Origin of the sequence: Comamonas sp. A23, assembly GCF_004522605.1 — a bacterium.
Classification (GTDB): domain Bacteria; phylum Pseudomonadota; class Gammaproteobacteria; order Burkholderiales; family Burkholderiaceae_C; genus Comamonas; species Comamonas thiooxydans.
The window spans coordinates 135186-154191 of record NZ_RSDT01000010.1 but is presented as its reverse complement, the minus strand read 5'-3'; the positions used below and the strand labels follow the sequence as shown (position 1 = coordinate 154191).

Genomic DNA, 19006 nt, shown 5'->3' with positions numbered 1-19006 from the left:
TTTTGAGAGGCAACGCCCCCGGCGATGAATCACTGCAGTGCGCCGCACGACAGCTGTGGCCCGGGGAAAGACCAGCGGCCACGCTTCGGTAACCGCTTAGTAACCGGGTATTTTAACCGGCTAGCGGTAATTCCATGCGATAGCAGGTGGTGAAGCCTTGCGGCGCCTCGGCCACCATGAAGCGCCCGCCATGGGCCTGCATGACACGGCTGACGATTTCATGGCCCAGATGCAGGCTGTCCACGGGCGGCACATGGTCCGGTGCGGCATCACGTCGGCCGTCATCGCAGACCTGCACCCAGGCCCGTTCCTGGACGCTGTCAAGGCCGGCCTGCACCTCGATCTGCGTGCCTGTCGGCGTGTGACGCACGGCGTTTTCCACCAGATTGCGCAGTGCCGAATCGAGCAGCAGCGCATTGCCGCGCACTGGCAGCTCCTGCGGGGCCTCCACGGAGATCATGTCTTCACACTGCCAGGCATGCTGGGCCTGCGCCGCCGCCACATTGCGCACCACATCGGCCCAGTTCACGGTCTGCAAAGGGGCATCCAGCATGCCGCGTCCAGCCCGGGCCAGGGTCAGCAACTGATCGAGCACATGGCCGGCATGCAGGGCGTCCCGGCCGATGCGCTGCAGCGCGGCCTGCATGACAGCGGTATCGGTCTGCCCCTCCGACTTCAGCGCCTGGGCCTGCAAAGCGATGGAGGCCAGCGGCGTGCGCAGCTCATGGGCCACTTCATTGGCCAGATTGCGCTCGCGCTCCAATGCCTCCTGCTGGCGGTCGAGCAAGGTGTTGATCGAGCTGACCATGGGCGAGAGCTCGCGCGGCACATGGGCATCGGAGAGGCGCTGGTCACGACCCAGATCCAGCGCCTCCACGCGTTGCGTGAGCTGATTGAGAGGACGCATGCCTCGGCGCATGGCCACACCCAGCGCAATCACGATCACCGGCAGCAGCCAGAAACCCGGCTCTATCATCTGCATGGCGATGTCGTCGGCCAGACTGTCGCGCTCGGCCAGGTCGATCATCACCGTGACCTTGGCGGTTTTGTCGTGGCTCCACTGGGTATAACTGCGCCAGGCCTTGCGTTCATCCGCACCAATCGTGGCAAAGCCCTGCTCGATGTCGAAATCCGGCAAAGGCGCCTGTCCGGTGCGCGAGATCAGCAGTCCTTGCGCATTCCAGAGCACCACGCTCAGCGACTCCTGATAGTCGTGGGCGTGCAGGCCTGCAGGCGGCTGGACAGCCGTGGTCTGTCCGACCGGCACATCGTCCTGCACATGCCAGTTCAAGGTCAGCGCAGCCACTCCTGCCAAGTGTCCGTCGGTCAGTTCATCGGCCTCGTGCACTCCGGTCTGGTAGCCCCAGATGACGAAGCTGCCCCAGACCAGCGCCAGCGCGCCCAACATCCAGGCCAGCAGATTCAGCTGTAGCGAGCTGCGGCGCATGCCGGTTTGCGGCATGGCCTTCACTCCTGCTCCTGCGGCATGAAGTAGCCCACGCCGCGCATGGTCACAATGATCTTCTGGCCCAGCTTCTTGCGAAGATGGTGGACATAAACCTCCACAGCATTGCTCTCCACCGTATCGCCCCAGCTGTAGAGATGCTCCTCGATTTGCGGGCGCGACAGCACCCGCCCGCGCGCCAGCAACAAGGCCCAGAGCACGGCAAATTCGCGCGGCGAAACCTCCACCTTCTGCCCCGCCTGCCGGATGGTGCGGGCAGCCGGGTCCACCTCCAGATCCGCATGGCGGATCACCGGCGATGCCTGACCGGCCGCGCGGCGCATCATGGCGCGCAAGCGGGCCTCGAGCTCGTCCATGTCAAAGGGTTTGACCAGATAGTCATCGGCCCCCAGATTGAGCCCCGCGACCCGGTCCTGCACCTGATCGCGTGCCGTGAGGATCAGCACCGGCGTGGCCGGATCGGGCAGTTGCGGCACACCGGGCCGTCCTGTCTGCAGGCGCAGGCGGCGCACGACCTCGCTGCCATCACCGTCGGGCAGACCCAGGTCCAGCAACACGGCATCGAAGCGCTCGGCACTCAGGGCATGCCAGGCCTCGGCCACGCTGGCGCACACGTCCACCGCATAGCCGCGCTGCATGAGATTGGTTCGCAGCCCTGCTGCAATGCCTTCGTTGTCTTCGACCACCAGAATTCGCATGCACGCATTGTGCGCGGCAATTCGCCATCCGCTCAACTGGCTGGTCAACGCCGACACCCACCTCCCCTGATCGCGCATGGGCTTGACATCCGCAAGCCAGCATTTCGCTTTAACATCGGCCACCTTTTATTGCCGCAATCTGCCGCAGCGCCTTCATGTTCTTCTTCGATCCATTTCTGTTTGCGCTGTTCAATGCCGATGCCCAGACGCACTGGTTCAGCATCCAGCTGGCACGTGCACTCTCGGCCTGGTTGCCCAATCTCAGCGGCATTCTTGTCCTCATCGCCCTGGTGTTCGGCTCACCGGCAACACGCCGCACCATGTTGATGCTGCTGCTGTCCATGGCCACGGCCTGGCTGATCGCCAGACTCATACGCTGGGGCTTCCCGGCTCCGCGCCCGTTCCAGCTCAATCTGGGCACGCTATGGATTCAGCATGGCGGACGTGCCGGCTTTCCCAGCCTGCATGCCAGCGGAGCCTTTGCCCTGGCGATGGCCCTCAGCCTGGGCGCAACCCGCCACCGCAAACCGCTGGTCTGGCTGGCCTGGATAGCCGCCATCGGCATCGCCTGGAGCCGCGTCCATTTGGGGGTGCACTTTGCGTCCGATCTGATGGCCGGCGCGCTGGTAGGCATCAGCGGCGCACTCATCGTCTGGCATATTGCCTTCCAGCTGCGCCGTCGCCGTCATCTGCGCGTCGTGCCGCATCTCAAGCGCCTGCGCAGCGCATGGGCGGCCCAGGGCTGAGCCTGCTCTTAAGCGCTTGTTAAGAAGCGCTTTCTATTGTGGCGGCCATGAAGTCGTCCGCCCCCTCGCTCCCCCTCCCGCCTCTTCGCCAAGCCTCCGCTCCAGCCCTGCTGAGCTGGACTGTCATTGCCCTGAGCTGCGTGCTGGCCTGGGACATGAGCAGCCTGGACATGCCCATGGCACACTGGTTTGGCAGCAGCCAGGGCTTTGCCCTGCAGAACGACTGGTTCATGGTCAACATTGCCCATGAAGGTGCGCGCAAACTGGCCTGGGCCATCGTCATGGGGCTGAGCCTGATGATCTGGTGGCCTATCGGCTGGATGCGAAAAGTGTCTTACCCACGCCGGATACAACTGGTGGTGGGCGCACTGGTCTCGCTCATCATCATGGCGCTGATGAAACGCATCAGCGTGACCAGTTGCCCCTGGGACCTCGCCGACTTCGGCGGTGTAGGCCACTATGTCTCGCACTGGGCCTGGGGTGTCATAGATGGCGGCGGCGGCCACTGCTTTCCGGCCGGTCACGCCTCGGCGGGCTTTGCCTTCATCAGCGGCTACTTCGCGCTGCGCCACGACCTGCCGCGCGCAGCGCGCCTGTGGCTTGCCGCGGCTCTGCTTGCGGGTTTTGCCCTGGGCCTGGCGCAGCAGATGCGCGGTGCCCACTTCATGAGCCACACGCTGTGGACCGCCTGGCTGTGCTGGACGGCAAGCTGGTTTTGCGATCTGCTGACCACCCGCCGCCTGGCGCACCAGGTACCGGCGGATGCAGCCCTTTCTCCCGACGAGCTGCTTGCCCAGGACTGAGCCCAGCACACACGCAAAGGTCATTCATGCTGCTTTTCGATGCCCCCGTATTTCACTTTCTGAATGCCAACACCCAGAGCCCGCTGTGGTGGATTCAGGCCTCGCGCTTCGCCTCCAACTGGTTGCCCGGACTGTGCGCCCTGCCCGTGATTGCCGCCATGCTGGCGCTTGGCAAGGGCTGGCGGCGCAGCCTGCAACTGGCCTTGCTGTCCATGGCATGTGCCTGGGTGACCTGCCGTCTGATTCGCTGGGGCTTTCCCATGCCCAGGCCGGCGCAACTGGGCATGGGCATGCAGTGGATATCACATGGTGCCAGCGCCAGCTTTCCCAGCATGCACGCCGCCGGCGCCTTTGCCCTGGCTCAGGGCGTCAACCTGGGCGTGGGCAGACATCAGCGCTGGCTGGTTGTTGTCGCATGGCTTCTCGCCACCAGCGTGGCACTGAGCCGCGTGGTGCTGGGCGTGCATTTCCCGTCGGACGTTCTGGCCGGCATGCTGGTCGGTACCGCCAGCGCCGTGCTGGTCTGGCGCAGCGCCCTGCAGATTAAACAAGCCCGTCGTCACCAACAGCTCAAGCGCCGCCTGCAACCCCAGCTCGGCTGATTCACGCCATCAAAAAAGAAAGCTGCCAGCGCTTATGCATAAAGCGCTGGCAGCTTTTTTGATGAGGCATGCTTCAAGTCAGAGGCATCGAGCAAGAGCCGCCTCGCAGCGAAGATGCCGTCCCCCCTCGGGGGGACGCGGCATAGCCGCCCAGGGGCTCACTCCACCCTGCAGATCTTGAGCATATTGGTACCACCGGGCTGGCCCATGGGCTCGCCGCAGGTGATGGCGTAGACATCGCCGGACTGCACGATGCCGCGGGCCAGCAAATGGCCCTTGGCCTGATCCAGCGCCATGTCGCGCTCGGCGCTGGTGTCCATCAGCAGAGGGCGCACGTTGCGGTACAGCGCCATCTTGCGCTGCGTGGCCAGCTTGGGTGTCAGAGCGTAGATGGGAATATGGATGCGATGACGGCTCATCCACAGCGCGGTCGAGCCGGAGTCCGTCAGCGCCACGATGGCCTTGGCACCCAGATGATGAGCGGTGAACAGCGCGCCGATGGCGATGGCCTGGTCGGTACGCTTGAACTGGCTGTTGCTGAAGTCGGCATCCTTGACGCGGTCTTCGGCCGCTTCCGCTGCGGCGCAGATGGCTGCCATTTCACGCACTGTTTCCAGCGGGTACTTGCCGGCAGCGGTTTCGGCGCTCAGCATCACGGCATCGGTGCCATCCAGCACGGCATTGGCCACGTCGCTCACTTCGGCACGGGTGGGCACGGGGTTGGTGATCATGGACTCCATCATCTGGGTCGCGGTGATCACCACCTTGTCCATGTCGCGCGCCATGCGGATCATCTTCTTTTGCAGCGCGGGCACGGCGGCATTGCCCACTTCCACGGCCAGATCGCCACGGGCAACCATGATGCCGTCGGAGACCTTGAGAATCTCTTCCAGGCGCGGAATGGCCTCGGCACGCTCGATCTTGGCGATCAGGCCGGGCTTGTGGCCGTACTGGGCAGCGGCCACATTGCACAGCTGGCGCGCCATTTCCATGTCGGTGGCGTTCTTGGGGAAGCTCACGGCCACGTAGTCGGCCTGGAAGGACATCGCGGTCTTGATGTCTTCCATGTCCTTGGCGGTCAGTGCGGGAGCCGTCAGGCCGCCACCTTGCTTGTTGATGCCCTTGTTGTTGGACAGCTCGCCACCCAGCTTGACGACGGTGTGTACCTCTTCACCGCGCACCGCGTCCACGGTCAGCACGATCAGGCCGTCGTTGAGCAGCAGCACATCGCCGGCCTTCACGTCACGGGGCAGCTCCTTGTAATCAAGGCCCACGCCGTTGATGTCGCCCAGTTCGGTGCGCGATGCATCGAGCACGAAGCGCTCGCCGGGCTCGAGCATGACCTTGCCCTCGGCAAACTTGCCGACGCGGATCTTGGGACCCTGCAGGTCGGCCATGATGGCCACTTCGCGGCCTGCACGCTGGGCAGCCTCGCGCACCATGGTGGCACGGTCGATATGGTCCTGCGCCTTGCCATGGCTGAAGTTCAGGCGCACGACGTTCACGCCTTCGCGCACCATTTGTTCAAGCAGTTGCGGATCGCTGGAAGCGGGGCCCAGTGTGGCGACGATCTTGGTAGCACGACTCACTTGCATGAAATGTCTCTCTCGCGATGGAATGTAATCGGGTTTCAATTCTGGCACGAATGCGGTTACATGACTGCATCTTGCACGCTGCTGCCGCACCCGACAAGCCAGCCAAAGGGCCGCAAAAACAGTAGCTGTCTACGCATGTCAATTAACGAACTCAGGTCATATCAAGCATGAAATGTTTATATTTCAATCGCTTGCAGCTACTGATTCAGAAGCATAAGAGCGAAACTCGCGCCCGAATCGGCGCGCCTGCTGCAGCGCATCAAAGACCGCGTCGAAACAGTTTTGCCCGGCAGGTTCAAATGTGCAGGCCTCAGATCAGCCCGTGCGAGAGCAGATAGGTCACCACATGCGTGAGCATGGCGGCCTCGAGTCCGTAGCGCCAGAACATGATGCCCGCCAGCAACCCATAGACGCTTTCACACACCAACAGCTGCAGTACGACCGGCACCGGCAACTCGCCGACCACGGTCCAGCCCAGAAATACCGGAATGCAGCCGGACAGCAAGGCAGCCAATGCAATCGCCGCCCAGCCCAGCCGCCAGTCCGGGCGCTGCCTGGGGCTGCCGAAGGCCTTCCACAACATCCACATCACGCCGGTCAGCATGCCAAGACGCAATAGCAACTCTTCGGTAATCGCGCCGTAGAGCAGCTTGGGCCATAGCGGCAGGCCGTAGGCCGGGTCCACAAAAGACATGCTTTCGGGCCAGACCACGGCCAACGTCACCAGCCAGGCGGCACCGATCACGCCGCCCGCCACGCCGGGCAGGCTCAGCACGCGCACGCCGCGCCATGGCATGCGTCCCTCGGCCACGGCATGAATCAATGGTGCGCTCAAGCCCAGCCTCGGGCCCAGCCGGACCCCGAGGCCCACGCTCAGCGCCAGCAGGACGCTCAACCCCGCCGTCGCGGCCCAGCCGACCACAATGTCGGAGCCGCCACTGGCCAGAGCGGCCAGCCAGGCCGGCGGCGTCGTCCAGGCCAGCGCCACCACGCCTGGCAGACCCAGCAACCAAAGCAGCATGCCCATGCGCGCGGCAGACTGTGGCCTGGCCGCAGCGCGATGAGACAGGTGGGCAAAGGTCTGCGGCATGTTGAACCCTGGCTCAGGCCTCTCAGTCACGCATCAACGCTTCGATCTCGTCGGCCTTGACCGGCACGCCGCGGGTGATGAGCTCGCAGCCGGTCTCGGTGACGATGGCATCGTCCTCGATGCGGATACCGATGTTGTGGAACTGCTCGGGCACGCCGGGTGCAGGACGCACATAGATGCCCGGCTCTACCGTCGTGACCATGCCGGGGCGCAGGATGCGGCTGGGGCGATTGGCAATGGTTTCGCCCGAGATCGGGTCCTTGCGCTCGCTGATCACGCCCAGCTCGCTGGGTTCCACATAGCTGCCGCAGTCATGCACATCCATGCCCAGCCAGTGGCCGGTGCGGTGCATGTAGAACTGGAAGTAGGCACGCGACTCGATCACATCCTCGGCCGTACCGTACTTGGTACGGTCCAGCAGTCCCAGGTCCAGCATGCCCTGGGCCAGCACAGCGACGGTGGCATCATGCGGGTCGTTGAAGCGATTGCCGGCCCTGGTGACGGCGATCGCCGCTTCCTGGCTGGCCAGCACCAGGTCGTACAGCGCACGCTGCGCCCCGCTGAACTTGCCGTCGGCCGGGAAGGTGCGCGTGATGTCACTGGCATAACCATCCAGTTCACAGCCCGAATCGATCAGCACCAGCTCGCCCGCGCGCACCGGAGCCTTGTCGGCCTGATAGTGCAGCACGCAGGCATTGGCACCGGCTGCCACGATGGAGCCGTAGGCCACGTACTGCGAGCCATGCTGGCGGAATTCGTGCAGCAGCTCGGCGTCCAGATGGTATTCGCGCACCTCCTCGCCATTGCGGATCATGCGGGCCGAGCGCTGCATGGCACGCACATGGGCCTGGGCACTGATCTGCGCGGCGCGGCGCATGATGTCCTGCTCATGCAGGTCCTTGACCAGACGCATCTCGTCGAGCAGCGCACAGGCATCGCCCTGCTGTGTGGGGCAGAGCACGCCAAAACGCGAGCGGGCGCGCACCTGGCTGAGCCAGCCTTCGACCTGTTCGGCCAGGCCCTTGTGGGTGGCAAAGGGGAACCAGACGCGCTCACGGTTTTCCAGCAGGCGCGGCAGGCGGGAATTGATTTCATCGCTGGAGAAGGCCTGAGCCATGCCCAGCTTGGTCTTGGCCGCCTCGGGGCCCAGGCGATAGCCGGTCCAGACCTCGCGCTCCAGATCCTTGGGCTGACAGAACAGCACGCTCTTGCCGTCGCTGGTCAGCACCAGGCAGGCATTGGGCTCGGAAAAGCCCGTGAGGTAGTAGAAGTAGCTGTCGTGGCGATACAGATACTCGGTATCGCGGTTGCGATGCAGCTCGGGAGCCGTAGGGATGATGGCGACACCGCCGTCGCCCAACTGGGCGGCCAAGCGTGCGCGGCGTTGGGCATATACAGAAGTCATGGGCATATCGTAATGCTGGCCGGGCATCTGTACATCAGCTTACATCTGCGGATGTCAGCTATTGCGCTCCTGCCCTTATGTCGGTCTGAATCCCGGTGGCCAGCAGCGCCATCGCATCACCGGGCACCAGGGCCTCGGGCTGACTCGCGCGCCAGCCCGACCAGAGCAGGCTTGCCCCGGACAGAATCAGCAGGCCGCAGACCAGCCATTCCACCAGCCTTTTGGGCCAGGCGGGCGGATGTCTGGCACTCCACCAGGTCACGCCCGTGACGACAGGAAAGGCCAGTGCCGTCCAGCCCATGACCGCCCAGTTCAGTTGCCCCTCCACAGCCACCATGGCAGCGCGCAGCAAGGAGCAGGAGACAAACATGGCAAACAGGCAATGGCGCACCAGCATGCGATCCAGCGGCTGGCGGTAGAGGTGATAGACCATGGGCGGGCCGGGCGTGGCAAACAAACCGCCGAGCAGCCCCGACGACACGCCGGCCACCCACATCGAGACAGGGCCCGAGGGCTGGTCCAGCGCCTTCTTCTGCATCAGCAGCAACATGGCGCACAGCACGATCACCAGGCCCAGCAGCATGCGCAGGCCGTTGAGCGTATTGCCGCTGAGCCAGTGCAGCAGCAGCACCCCGCCGACCACGCCCAGCACGCTGCTGATGAGCATGGGCTTGAGCATGACCCAGTCCGGCTCGAAGCGGTAGGCGCGCATATAGCTGATGCCGTTGATGATGGACAGCAGACAGGCCACATTGGCCGCATCGGCAATATTCATCAGGCCCGTGGCCCCTGCCACGCCGACAAAGATCAGCCCGAACGCGAAGCCCGTGAGGTTCTGGCAGAACGCGGCCAGCCCCACCAGAGCCATGAAGAAAACGATTTGCATGCACTCACCCGATGACGGCCACAAGAGGAACTGTGGATTTGCATCCGGTTGCGCCAGTCAGAAAATTAAAAAGCATAGCAGACGCTTGCCATGACAAGCATTCGTGCAATCCACAGAGAAGCTCCTCAACTCATAGCTTCTAGCTCTTTGTTGCCATGGTTTTCAAGGTAATTCATGGGGTAAGTATTTTGATCTGCTGCGCCGACCACTCGATCAGCTCGCCACGCTGCGCATGCCAGCCTTGGGGCGCGAAATCCGGCCAGTGACAAAGCAGCTCGCGGGTTGGCACATCCCATAGCCAGCCCTGCCCTTCGCCCACCACCAGCAAGCGACCGCTCACGCAGTGCAGATGCCGGGCAGGCGGCAGGCCAGGCATGGGCCAGAGCTGGCCCGCATGGCCTTCCTCGGGCACAGGCGCATGGATATCGAAGATCACCACGCCCGGCGCATGCAGGCAGTCGCCAAAGCCATCGTCATCCCAGTTGCCGACGTTCCAGATCGCGACGCGCGAGTCATCCAGCCACACGCAGGGCTGGTCCCAGCCCTCGCCCTGCGCCAGCCGCTTGCGCGAGGGGCCGTCCTCGGATTCCCAGCGATTGCCATCCAGCCAGGCCGGCAGCGACCACACGGCGGGAATGCCCACGGGTGCCCAAACCCAGCCATCGTCCAGCAGCCATTGCTGCGAAGGGCTGGGCAGAAGACGGCCATGAAAATAATCCAGATAGTGCGGCTGCTCGAACGCCAGCCCATCGCGCTCGGTCAGGTTCTCGCCCGTCGCGCAATCCATGGCATCGAGCCGGTTCCACTGCGTGCGGTGAATCAGCACATCGCGGCCCTTGTGCTGGACAAATGCGATGGAAAAAGGCACGGTCCTGGGGTGGTAGTCGCCCCCAAAAAGTTGCACGACGCGCTCGCCCGTACGCAAATTCACCAGCACGCCAAATGTGCCTCCATCATCTGCAATCACCGCATAGTCGCCACTGAGCGCGCAATGCACCTTGAAGCCATGCGGCCAGTGCGGCGCAGGCGGTGTCGGCTCTGGCAAATCCAGCTGCGCCAGTTGCTGGCTCCGGCCGCTTGGCAGCTTCAACGCATGCAAGCCGCCGTCCTCGGTCAGCAGCAGCAACTGGCCCCAGCCAGCCTGCGCAGTGCAGGCGTGGACGATGTGCGGGCCTTGCCAGTCGATGCTGCGTGCGTTCATGTCTCAGCCCTGATTCAGCTCGGCCAGTCGCTCGGGCGTGCCCACATCGACCCAGCGACCGGTGTAGAGCGAGGCCCCCACGCGGCCGTCCTGCATGGCGCGGCGCAGCAGCGGGGCCAGCGGGGCGCGCAGGCCTTCGGGGTTTCCGGGCTGCACATCGAACCACGGTGCTGCAAACAGCTCGGCTTTCAAGAGCGCAATCGTGCTGTAGGTATAACGCGGGCGTTCGTCGTCGGCAGACAGATCCAGCGCCTTGCCGTCCTCGCTCAGACCAAAGTCGCCACGCGGATTGTGTGCAGGATTGGGCACCAGCCACAGATGGGCCAGTTCATCGCTGTGCGCAAACGCCTGGGCATCCTGCACCGCAAAGCAGAAATCCGGCGCATAGACATCGCCTGCGGCCAGCCAGAAAACCCGGCCCAACTGAGGCAGGGCGCGGCTGATGCCGCCAGCGGTTTCAAAGGCTTTCTCGGGTTCCTCCGAATAGGAAAGCCCTAGCTTCGCGGTCGCGCCCCCATCGGGTTGCGGCACGAATTCATCGCCGAAATACGCGGGAATCTGCGCCCCCAGCCAGCCGGTATTGATGACGGCCCGTGCCACGCCCGCAGCCTGCAGCGCCTGCAGGTGCAGCTGCAGCAGCGGAACGCCCTGCACCTTGAGCAACGGCTTGGGCGTGATATCGGTCAGAGGCCGCATGCGCTCGCCCCGGCCTGCGGCCAGCAGCATTGCAGGGGGTTGCACCAGGAGGGAAGCAGCATTTTCTACAGTCATTGCAATCAGCTTTTCAACACGGTTTGAGGTGCGCAAGACACCTGTTTCTGGGGTTGCACTGTAGAGCATTGACCCGCATCCCGCCTGCGAAAATTGGGCCTCCATTAAAATGATGGGCTTAGCAGAATTACCCCTCCTTTTCGGAGCGCCCTGATGGCCAACACTCAAAATATGGCGAATGCAATCCGTGCACTCGCAATGGATGCCGTTCAACAAGCCAATTCCGGCCACCCCGGTGCCCCCATGGGCATGGCCGACATGGCCGTAGCGCTGTGGAGCCGCCACCTCCAGCACAACCCCGTGAACCCTCACTGGGCCAATCGCGACCGCTTCATTCTGTCGAACGGTCACGGCTCCATGCTGATCTATGCGCTGCTGCACCTGAGCGGCTACGACCTGCCCATCGAAGAGCTGAAGAACTTCCGTCAGCTGCACAGCAAGACTGCCGGCCACCCCGAAGTGGGCATCACTGTCGGCGTGGAAACCACCACCGGCCCTCTGGGCCAGGGCATCACCAATGCCGTGGGCTTCGCACTGGCTGAAAAGCTGCTGGCTGCCGAGTTCAACAAGACGGACGGCAAGGTTCAGCACGAGATCGTGGACCATCACACCTACGTGTTCCTGGGCGACGGCTGCCTGATGGAAGGCATCTCGCACGAGGCTGCGGCCCTGGCGGGTGCCTGGAAGCTGAACAAGCTGATCGCCCTGTACGACGACAACGGCATCTCCATCGACGGCAAGGTCACCCCCTGGTTCATCGACAACACGCCCGAGCGCTTTGAAGCCTACGGCTGGAACGTGATCCGCGCCGTGGACGGCCACAACGTGGACGCCCTGGACAAGGCCATCGCCGCCGCCAAGAAGAGCGCCGACAAGCCCACGCTGATCTGCTGCAAGACCCATATCGGCAAGGGCTCGCCCAACCGTCAGGACACGGCCAAGGCCCACGGCGAACCTCTGGGCGCCGAAGAAATCGCACTGACCCGCGCTGCTCTGGGCTGGACTCATGGCCCCTTCGAGATCCCTGCCGAGGTCTACACCGACTGGAACGCCAAGGATCTGGGTACCAAGGCCGAAGCTGCCTGGAACGAAAAGTTCGCTGCCTACACCGCTGCCTTCCCCGAGCAAGCCGCCGAGTTCACGCGCCGCATGGCTGGCGATCTGCCTGCCAACTTCGGTGAAATCGCCGCCAAGATCGCCTCCGACGCCCATGACGCCGGTGCCACCGTGGCCAGCCGCAAGGCCAGCCAGCTGGCTCTGGAAGGCCTGACAGCCGCTCTGCCCGAGCTGCTGGGCGGCTCTGCCGACCTGACCGGCTCCAACCTGACCAACACCAAGTCCACCCCCTCTTTCCGCGTGGACGACAAGGGTGCCGTGGTCAAGACCGAAGAAGGCCAGATCGGCCGCCACATCAACTACGGTGTGCGCGAGTTCGGCATGGCCGCCATCATGAACGGTGTGGCGCTGCACGGCGGCTTCATCCCCTACGGCGGCACCTTCCTGACCTTCTCCGACTACAGCCGCAACGCCATCCGCATGGCCGCGCTGATGAAGCAGCGCGTGATCCACGTCTTCACGCACGACTCCATCGGCCTGGGCGAAGACGGCCCCACCCACCAGTCCATCGAGCACGCAGCCTCCCTGCGCCTGATCCCCGGTCTGGACGTGTGGCGCCCCGCCGACACCACGGAAACCGCCGTGGCCTGGACCGTGGCCCTGAGCCAGAAGAACAAGCCCACAGCCATGCTGCTGAGCCGCCAGAATCTGGCTTACTCGCCCAAGAGCGAAGACGCGCTGGACAACATCGCCTGCGGCGCCTATGTGCTCTCCGAGCCCAAGGATGTGGGCCTGAAGGGCAAGAAGGCCCAGGCCGTGATCATCGCCACCGGCTCCGAAGTGCAGCTGGCTCTGGCTGCCCAGAAGCAGCTGGCCGAACGCAAGATCGCCGTGCGCGTGGTCTCCATGCCCAGCACCACGACCTTCGACAAGCAGGATGTGAAGTACAAGAAGGCCGTGCTGCCCGCCGGCCTGCCCCGCATCGCCGTGGAAATGGGCGTGACCGACTTCTGGTGGAAGTACGGCTGCGCCGCCGTGGTCGGTATCGACACCTACGGCGAATCCGCTCCCGCAGGCGTGCTGTTCAAGCACTTCGGCTTCACCGCCGAGAATGTGGCCGACACCGTGCAGGTCGCCCTGCAGAACGCTGGCAAGTAAGCGCAAAAGGGGCCTCGTGCCCCTTTTTTCCGGCTGAAGTTTGCTCACCCGCAGTCCTCAGCCATCCGGACCAGGCCCAGGGTGCCGAGTCCGGGCACAATCCGCTCCGGTTTTTCATTACTCACTATCTACGAGGCAACTATGACGATCAAGGTTGGTATCAACGGCTTCGGCCGCATTGGCCGCAACGTGCTGCGCTCCGCAGTGCAAAACTTCTCCGACATCGAAATCGTCGGCATCAACGACCTGCTGGAGCCCGACTATCTGGCTTACATGCTGAAGTACGACAGCGTGCACGGTCGCTTCGACGGTGAAGTTTCTGTCGAAGGCAACACCCTGGTCGTCAACGGCAAGAAGATCCGCCTGACCCAAGAGCGCGATCCCGCCAACCTGAAGTGGAACGAAGTCGGCGCCGACATCGTGATCGAGTCCACCGGCCTGTTCCTGACCAAGGAAACCGCCCAGAAGCACATCGACGCAGGCGCCAAGAAGGTCATCCTGTCCGCTCCTTCCAAGGACGACACCCCCATGTTCGTGTTCGGCGTGAACCACGGCACTTACAAGGGCGAAGCCATCATCTCCAATGCTTCGTGCACCACCAACTGCCTGGCTCCCGTGGCCAAGGTGCTGAACGACAAGTGGGGCATCAAGCGCGGCCTGATGACCACCGTGCACGCAGCGACTGCCACACAAAAGACCGTGGACGGCCCTTCCAACAAGGACTGGCGCGGCGGCCGCGGCATTCTGGAAAACATCATTCCCTCCAGCACTGGCGCTGCCAAGGCCGTGGGCGTGGTGATCCCCGAGCTGAACAAGAAGCTGACCGGCATGTCCTTCCGCGTGCCCACTTCCGACGTGTCCGTGGTTGACCTGACCGTGGAGCTGAACAGCGAAGCCACCTACGAAGAAATCTGCGCCGAAATGAAGGCCCAGTCCCAAGGCGCTCTGAAGGGCGTGCTGGGTTACACCGAAGACAAGGTCGTCGCCACCGACTTCCGCGGCGAGACCTGCACCTCCGTGTTCGATGCCGAAGCCGGTATCGCCCTGGACAAGACCTTTGTGAAGGTCGTGTCCTGGTATGACAACGAGTGGGGCTATTCCAACAAGTGCCTGGAAATGGTGCGCGTGGTGGCCAAGTAATCTTCACGATTACATGCAAAAATAGGCTCAATCGCTTATCAGATAAGCGCTGACAGCTATCCAAAAGCCAGCATGGGACGCCATGCTGGCTTTTTTTCGTCCCGCAAGACCGGAGCCGGCCGGAGCATGTCTCGGATACATTTGTAACACGCAGCCGCCACCAACGCCCCAGAGCATGAAGCGCGGCCACTTCCTCGGACAAGGCCGCCATGTTTATTGCGATTCCTCTTGAGAACAAGCCTTCCTGGCGCTCACCGCCCTGGATGACGGTGCTGCTCATCATCATCAACTGCGTGATCTTCTGGGGCTGGCAGGCGCCCGAGGAAGATGCCGTGGAAAAAGCGGCCCAGCAATATGCCCAGACCGCTTTGCCAACGCTGGAGCTGCCACCGTTTCTGGCCTATCTGGAGGAGCAATCCGCCCAGGGCAGCAAGCGCTTTGACCAGCACACGCTGCAGGCCGTGCGAAAGCTCTATCAGCACAAGGCCTATGCCCAGCTCTATGCGCTGCTGTGGGAGGAGAAGAAATTCCGCCAGCGCCTGCTGGACGGCCAGGTCATCACCGCCAACCACCCACGCCATGCGCAGTGGCAGGCTGCACGTGCCGCCTTCGCGCCCCACGAGCCGCGCGGCAGCTTTACCGAGCGCTGGTCCATGAGCTATGAGAATGGCGCCGGCTGGCAGCCCCTGCAGGCCTTCACCTCCATCTTTTTGCATGGCAGCACCAGCCATCTGCTGGGCAATATGGTGTTTCTGTTTCTGTTCGGCTTCACCCTGGAGCTGGCTTTGGGTGCCTTCACCTATCTGGCCTTCTACGTGATCGGCGGCATCGGCGCCTCGCTGTTCGCGCTGATGTTCTATGCCAGCATGGGCGGTTACGGCCTGGGGGCATCGGGTGCGATTTCGGCCCTCATGGCCATGTATGCGGTGATGTACCGCATGCGCCGCATCCGCTTCTTCTACATGCTGCTGTTCTACTTCAACTACGCGCGCTGGCCGGCCCTGATCATGCTGCCGGTCTGGATGGGCGTGGAGCTGCTGCAGCATCTGCTGGGCGGCAAGCAGGTGGCCTATATGGCGCACTTTGGCGGTCTGCTGACGGGCGCCCTGCTGATGTGGAGCTATATGCGTCTGCAGACCGTCGCGGCGCCAGTCAACGAAGAAGAGCAGGCCCTCGCCGCCGCCCGGCCGCTGACTGAAGCCGTGGCCCGGGCCCAGCGCCATACCGATGCGCTGGAATTTGGCCGCGCCGCTCCGGCCTGGCGTGAAGCAGCACGCCTGGCCCCCTCGGACCCGGCCATTCTGCGGGCCTGGTTTGAAAGCTCGCGCCATCAACCCGCCAGCGAAGACTTTCATGCTGCGGCGCGACGCATCTTCAAGCTGCCGGCCACCACGGACGCCGAACGCCAGCTGCAGCTGGCCAGCTATCGCAGCTATCAGCAGCGCGCACAGCCAGGAATGCGCATGAGCGCCGACACCATGCATGGACTGGTGCGCAGCTTCGTGCGCCTGGGAGCCCTGCCCGAGGCCGAAAAGCTCTGCCGCGCCCTGCACAAGCTGGCGGACCATCCCCAATGGCCGGCAAGCTTGCTGCTGCTGGTCAACGGTATGGCCCAGGCCGGGCGTGTGCAGGATGCCAAAGCCTGGCTGCCTGCGCTGCAGCAATCGGCTCCTGAGGAAGCTCTCACACGCTGGCTGGCACAACAGCGCTAGCCAACGCGTTGCCGCGCTCAGGTCTTGGCTTCCAGCTCCTGCAGCTCATCACGCAGCACCCACTGCGCCTCCTTGGTGCTCTCGTGCTCGGGAAAGAGCTGCTTCATGCGCATGTAAACGGCCACCCCCTGCATAGGCTGCTCCACGCCCTGCTTGTAGGCGCGCACCACCAGCTCCAGCATGGGCGGGATCAGAGTGCTGCCGGCAAAGCGCTTCTCAAAATCCTTGGCCAGGATCAAAACATACCTGGGCTTGCCGGCCTTCCAGGCCTGCTGTGCCAACTCGTAACTGAGCTGGGCCGAGTCGGGCTTGAAGTCCGGCTTGCGCTTGACGCAGCTCACCCAGGCTTCCAGGGCCTCGCTGGCGCGCTGCTGGGCGAGCAACATGGGAATGAAACGCTGGCCCAGCTCCGCCAGGGCATCCGCGCGTTCGGTCAGCTTGAGCACCCGGAAGTAACGGCGGCAATCGGGCAGGCTCTCATAGTCCTCCCGCTGCCATTCGCGCGCCTGGTCCACAGCCTCGTCCATCTTGTTGTCCTGCACCAGCCTGGCCACCAGCGCATCGCGACGCTTGGCTTCCAGGGCCGCAGGGTCGATCTGCACGGTCGCAGGCCCCTCGGGTGCCTGTACGGGATCGATATCCAGAGCGGCATGATGCTGGTACATGACATAGCCGATCATGGCCGCCATCACCCAGCTGAAATAAATCATCACAAAGCTCACCAGGGGCAGCACCAATCCGGGCGCCGCAACCTTGAGCAGCATCGCCAGAACCATGGGCGAGCCCTGCTGCAGCAGAAACAGGAAAAAGCACAGCAGCAGATAGGACTTGCCGATACCGATAATCGTGGCCAGCAGCTCGAAGGGATTAACGGCCGAGCTCAGGCTATTGGTATTGATCAGCACCATCCAGGTGGCAGGAATCAGGAAGGCCACCAACAGATTGGCAATCACGCCCAAGGTCAGGCTGCGGGTCGCCATAAAGCCCACAAATATTCCGAAAACGACGAGTACCCCGAAGAATTTCCAGGGCAGCCATTTCCAGTCTTCATCGACCTGACTGGACCGGAAATCGGAGCTATGAGTAATTCCACGAGATGCAAGTGCCGAAACCTTGAATGCATAACGGCTGACTGCCAGCATCAAGCCCAGGCCCACAAACAAGACTCCAATCCACCCGAACATCAAGCCATAACTGCATGCCGACAACAGCAAGGCATAGAGCAAAGGCTCGGTCTGCAGAGGAAACAGAAAAAAGCTATTGAGCTTTTGCCAGAACGGAGGGATTTTCCACTCGGAAGAATCACCTTTTTGGTGAACACCACGTATCGAATTCAATGTCTGCTCTCCCACTCTCGGTTTGATGAATCATCTGCAAGTACGCTTGCAGTGACCTAATCCGCTCTGGTATTGCCCGATTTTTCTTTGAAATCGGGTCATTGCGGAATTCTGCGGTAGAAATTCGCCCTGAATCCAAATACCGATAAACAGCCGGCATATTGCTTTTTTCGCTTGCCAGAAACCCCGCAAACGCTTTTGCAGCCGTGCTGGCTGGCCAAACCGCCTTGAATCGATAACGAATATGACTGCAAGGATTGCAGGCAGCGCTTAAAGTGGCCCAGGTTTTATGGAGAAGCAGCGAATGATTCACAGCGCACACGCACAAAGCAGCCCCACCCCGTACCGCATCACTCTGACCGATGCCCAAGGCCATGTCTGGCATGCCGATGAACCCGTGAATGATGGCGGCGCCGACACTGCGCCCAATCCCATGCAGCTCATGCTCTCGGCTCTGGGAGCCTGCACGGCCATCACCCTGCATATGTACGCGGGTCGCAAGCAGTGGCCGCTAAGCCATGTCGATGTGGATCTGCAACTCAACCCCGATGGCAAGCCCGCGGATGCCAACCAGATCACGCGCAGCATCACCTTGCATGGCGAGCTGGACGACGAGCAGCGCCAGCGCCTGCTGCAGATTGCCAATGCCTGCCCCGTCCACAAGCTGCTGGAAGGCAAGGTTTCCATCCCAACCGCCTTGACCGAAGCCGCACAGGCATGAAAAAAGACACCTCACGCCCCACCGCGTGGTACTCGCCTCCTTAAGGAGGGCCGCCTCCATCTTGGGGACTGCCAGGCGATAAAAAAGCCCTGCAGTCACCGGCAGGGCTTTGGTCGCTGTTGTGTGTAACTTGATTACACCGTCACTTCCAGCGCACCCACTTCCACATAGTGTTCGAACTCGCGTTTGGCCAGAGATGCGGTTTCGGGCTGCTGGTCCTCTGGATCGACCCAGGACAGCACGTAGCTGGCGATGGCGGTATCGACCTTCATCTCTATGCCCATGGGAATCTGCTCGGACGGACCATCTCCGACACGATGCTCCACCTTGCCTGTGACGCGAGCGGCAAAGTGCTCGGGATACAGCTGGATCTCGACTGCCGAGATCTGGTTGCCTTGAGTGCTGTGTTCGTTCATGTTTATTCCTCCTGCAGTTGTTAGGTCGCTGCGCACGAATTGCGCAACGTGAAAGCCACTGCTAGCGGCCTACGCCTTTAACTTAGCCGACTCCTGGCGGAGCCCGTGTCAGCCTATTGGCTGAATCCTCACAGTGATGTAACTGCGTGCAAGGCGTTGCTGCATTCTGCCGTCTGATTGCGCGAATACCGCATATCCCTGACA

At 62.8% G+C, this 19006-nt stretch carries 17 protein-coding genes; 7 read left to right on the top strand and 10 right to left on the bottom strand.

The window, feature by feature from the left end; genetic code table 11:
• Positions 1 to 112: 112 nt before the first annotated feature.
• Together EIC84_RS20285 and EIC84_RS20280 are read right to left on the bottom strand one after the other, a co-directional pair.
• Positions 113 to 1462, bottom strand: coding sequence for a two-component sensor histidine kinase (locus tag EIC84_RS20285; protein ID WP_004340309.1), 1350 nt, complete (start codon positions 1460 to 1462; stop codon positions 113 to 115).
• Between the two features lie 5 nt (positions 1463 to 1467).
• A complete protein-coding gene (locus EIC84_RS20280; RefSeq protein ID WP_004340295.1) occupies positions 1468 to 2163 on the bottom strand; it encodes a response regulator transcription factor in 696 nt (231 codons plus the stop codon).
• Between the two features lie 155 nt (positions 2164 to 2318).
• Here EIC84_RS20280 and EIC84_RS20275 point away from each other — a divergent pair, with 155 nt between their 5' ends.
• From EIC84_RS20275 to EIC84_RS20265, 3 genes are read left to right on the top strand one after another with little or no spacing between them, the layout of a single operon-like run.
• The gene (locus tag EIC84_RS20275) at positions 2319 to 2909 is read left to right on the top strand and encodes a phosphatase PAP2 family protein (protein ID WP_004340293.1); all 591 of its coding nucleotides are present in this window, start codon (positions 2319 to 2321) and stop codon (positions 2907 to 2909) included.
• A gap of 47 nt (positions 2910 to 2956) precedes the next feature.
• Positions 2957 to 3712, top strand: coding sequence for a phosphatase PAP2 family protein (locus EIC84_RS20270; protein WP_004340291.1), 756 nt, complete (start codon positions 2957 to 2959; stop codon positions 3710 to 3712).
• 26 nt (positions 3713 to 3738) lie between these two features.
• A complete protein-coding gene (locus tag EIC84_RS20265; RefSeq protein ID WP_004340289.1) occupies positions 3739 to 4314 on the top strand; it encodes a phosphatase PAP2 family protein in 576 nt (191 codons plus the stop codon).
• Positions 4315 to 4472: 158 nt separating this feature from the next.
• Here the strand turns inward: EIC84_RS20265 and pyk are convergent, their stop codons facing one another.
• The 6 genes from pyk to EIC84_RS20235 all read right to left on the bottom strand — a co-directional run bounded on the left by pyk (position 4473) and on the right by EIC84_RS20235 (position 11262).
• Complete coding sequence (gene pyk / locus EIC84_RS20260) at positions 4473 to 5909, bottom strand: pyruvate kinase (RefSeq protein WP_004340286.1); 1437 nt, start codon at positions 5907 to 5909, stop codon at positions 4473 to 4475.
• Between the two features lie 310 nt (positions 5910 to 6219).
• Entirely contained in the window at positions 6220 to 6999 is a 780-nt protein-coding gene (locus tag EIC84_RS20255; protein ID WP_004340283.1) for a CPBP family intramembrane metalloprotease, read from the bottom strand.
• 22 nt (positions 7000 to 7021) lie between these two features.
• Positions 7022 to 8431, bottom strand: a complete 1410-nt coding sequence (locus EIC84_RS20250; protein ID WP_004340280.1) for an aminopeptidase P N-terminal domain-containing protein — start codon at positions 8429 to 8431, stop codon at positions 7022 to 7024.
• Between the two features lie 31 nt (positions 8432 to 8462).
• Positions 8463 to 9290 (bottom strand): sulfite exporter TauE/SafE family protein, encoded by an 828-nt coding sequence (locus tag EIC84_RS20245; RefSeq protein WP_004340277.1) that lies wholly within the window; start codon positions 9288 to 9290, stop codon positions 8463 to 8465.
• Positions 9291 to 9462: 172 nt separating this feature from the next.
• Entirely contained in the window at positions 9463 to 10491 is a 1029-nt protein-coding gene (locus tag EIC84_RS20240; protein ID WP_004340272.1) for a hypothetical protein, read from the bottom strand.
• A 3-nt stretch (positions 10492 to 10494) separates the two neighbouring features.
• On the bottom strand, positions 10495 to 11262 hold the full coding sequence (locus EIC84_RS20235) for a nucleotidyltransferase family protein (RefSeq protein WP_004340268.1): 768 nt from the start codon (positions 11260 to 11262) through the stop codon (positions 10495 to 10497).
• A 153-nt stretch (positions 11263 to 11415) separates the two neighbouring features.
• Here EIC84_RS20235 and tkt point away from each other — a divergent pair, with 153 nt between their 5' ends.
• The 3 genes from tkt to EIC84_RS20220 all read left to right on the top strand — a co-directional run bounded on the left by tkt (position 11416) and on the right by EIC84_RS20220 (position 16328).
• The gene (gene tkt / locus EIC84_RS20230) at positions 11416 to 13476 is read left to right on the top strand and encodes a transketolase (RefSeq protein WP_004340265.1); all 2061 of its coding nucleotides are present in this window, start codon (positions 11416 to 11418) and stop codon (positions 13474 to 13476) included.
• Positions 13477 to 13617: 141 nt separating this feature from the next.
• A complete protein-coding gene (gene gap / locus EIC84_RS20225; protein WP_003060372.1) occupies positions 13618 to 14616 on the top strand; it encodes a type I glyceraldehyde-3-phosphate dehydrogenase in 999 nt (332 codons plus the stop codon).
• 209 nt (positions 14617 to 14825) lie between these two features.
• Positions 14826 to 16328: a rhomboid family intramembrane serine protease gene (locus tag EIC84_RS20220; RefSeq protein ID WP_004340262.1), complete on the top strand. Its 1503-nt coding sequence runs from the start codon at positions 14826 to 14828 to the stop codon at positions 16326 to 16328.
• Positions 16329 to 16345: 17 nt separating this feature from the next.
• Here the strand turns inward: EIC84_RS20220 and EIC84_RS20215 are convergent, their stop codons facing one another.
• Positions 16346 to 17308, bottom strand: a complete 963-nt coding sequence (locus tag EIC84_RS20215; RefSeq protein ID WP_240701979.1) for a hypothetical protein — start codon at positions 17306 to 17308, stop codon at positions 16346 to 16348.
• A gap of 661 nt (positions 17309 to 17969) precedes the next feature.
• Here EIC84_RS20215 and EIC84_RS20210 point away from each other — a divergent pair.
• Positions 17970 to 18386: an OsmC family protein gene (locus EIC84_RS20210; RefSeq protein ID WP_003072435.1), complete on the top strand. Its 417-nt coding sequence runs from the start codon at positions 17970 to 17972 to the stop codon at positions 18384 to 18386.
• 134 nt (positions 18387 to 18520) lie between these two features.
• Here EIC84_RS20210 and EIC84_RS20205 read toward each other — a convergent pair whose 3' ends face one another.
• Positions 18521 to 18802, bottom strand: coding sequence for a hypothetical protein (locus tag EIC84_RS20205; RefSeq protein WP_003072434.1), 282 nt, complete (start codon positions 18800 to 18802; stop codon positions 18521 to 18523).
• Positions 18803 to 19006: the final 204 nt, after the last annotated feature.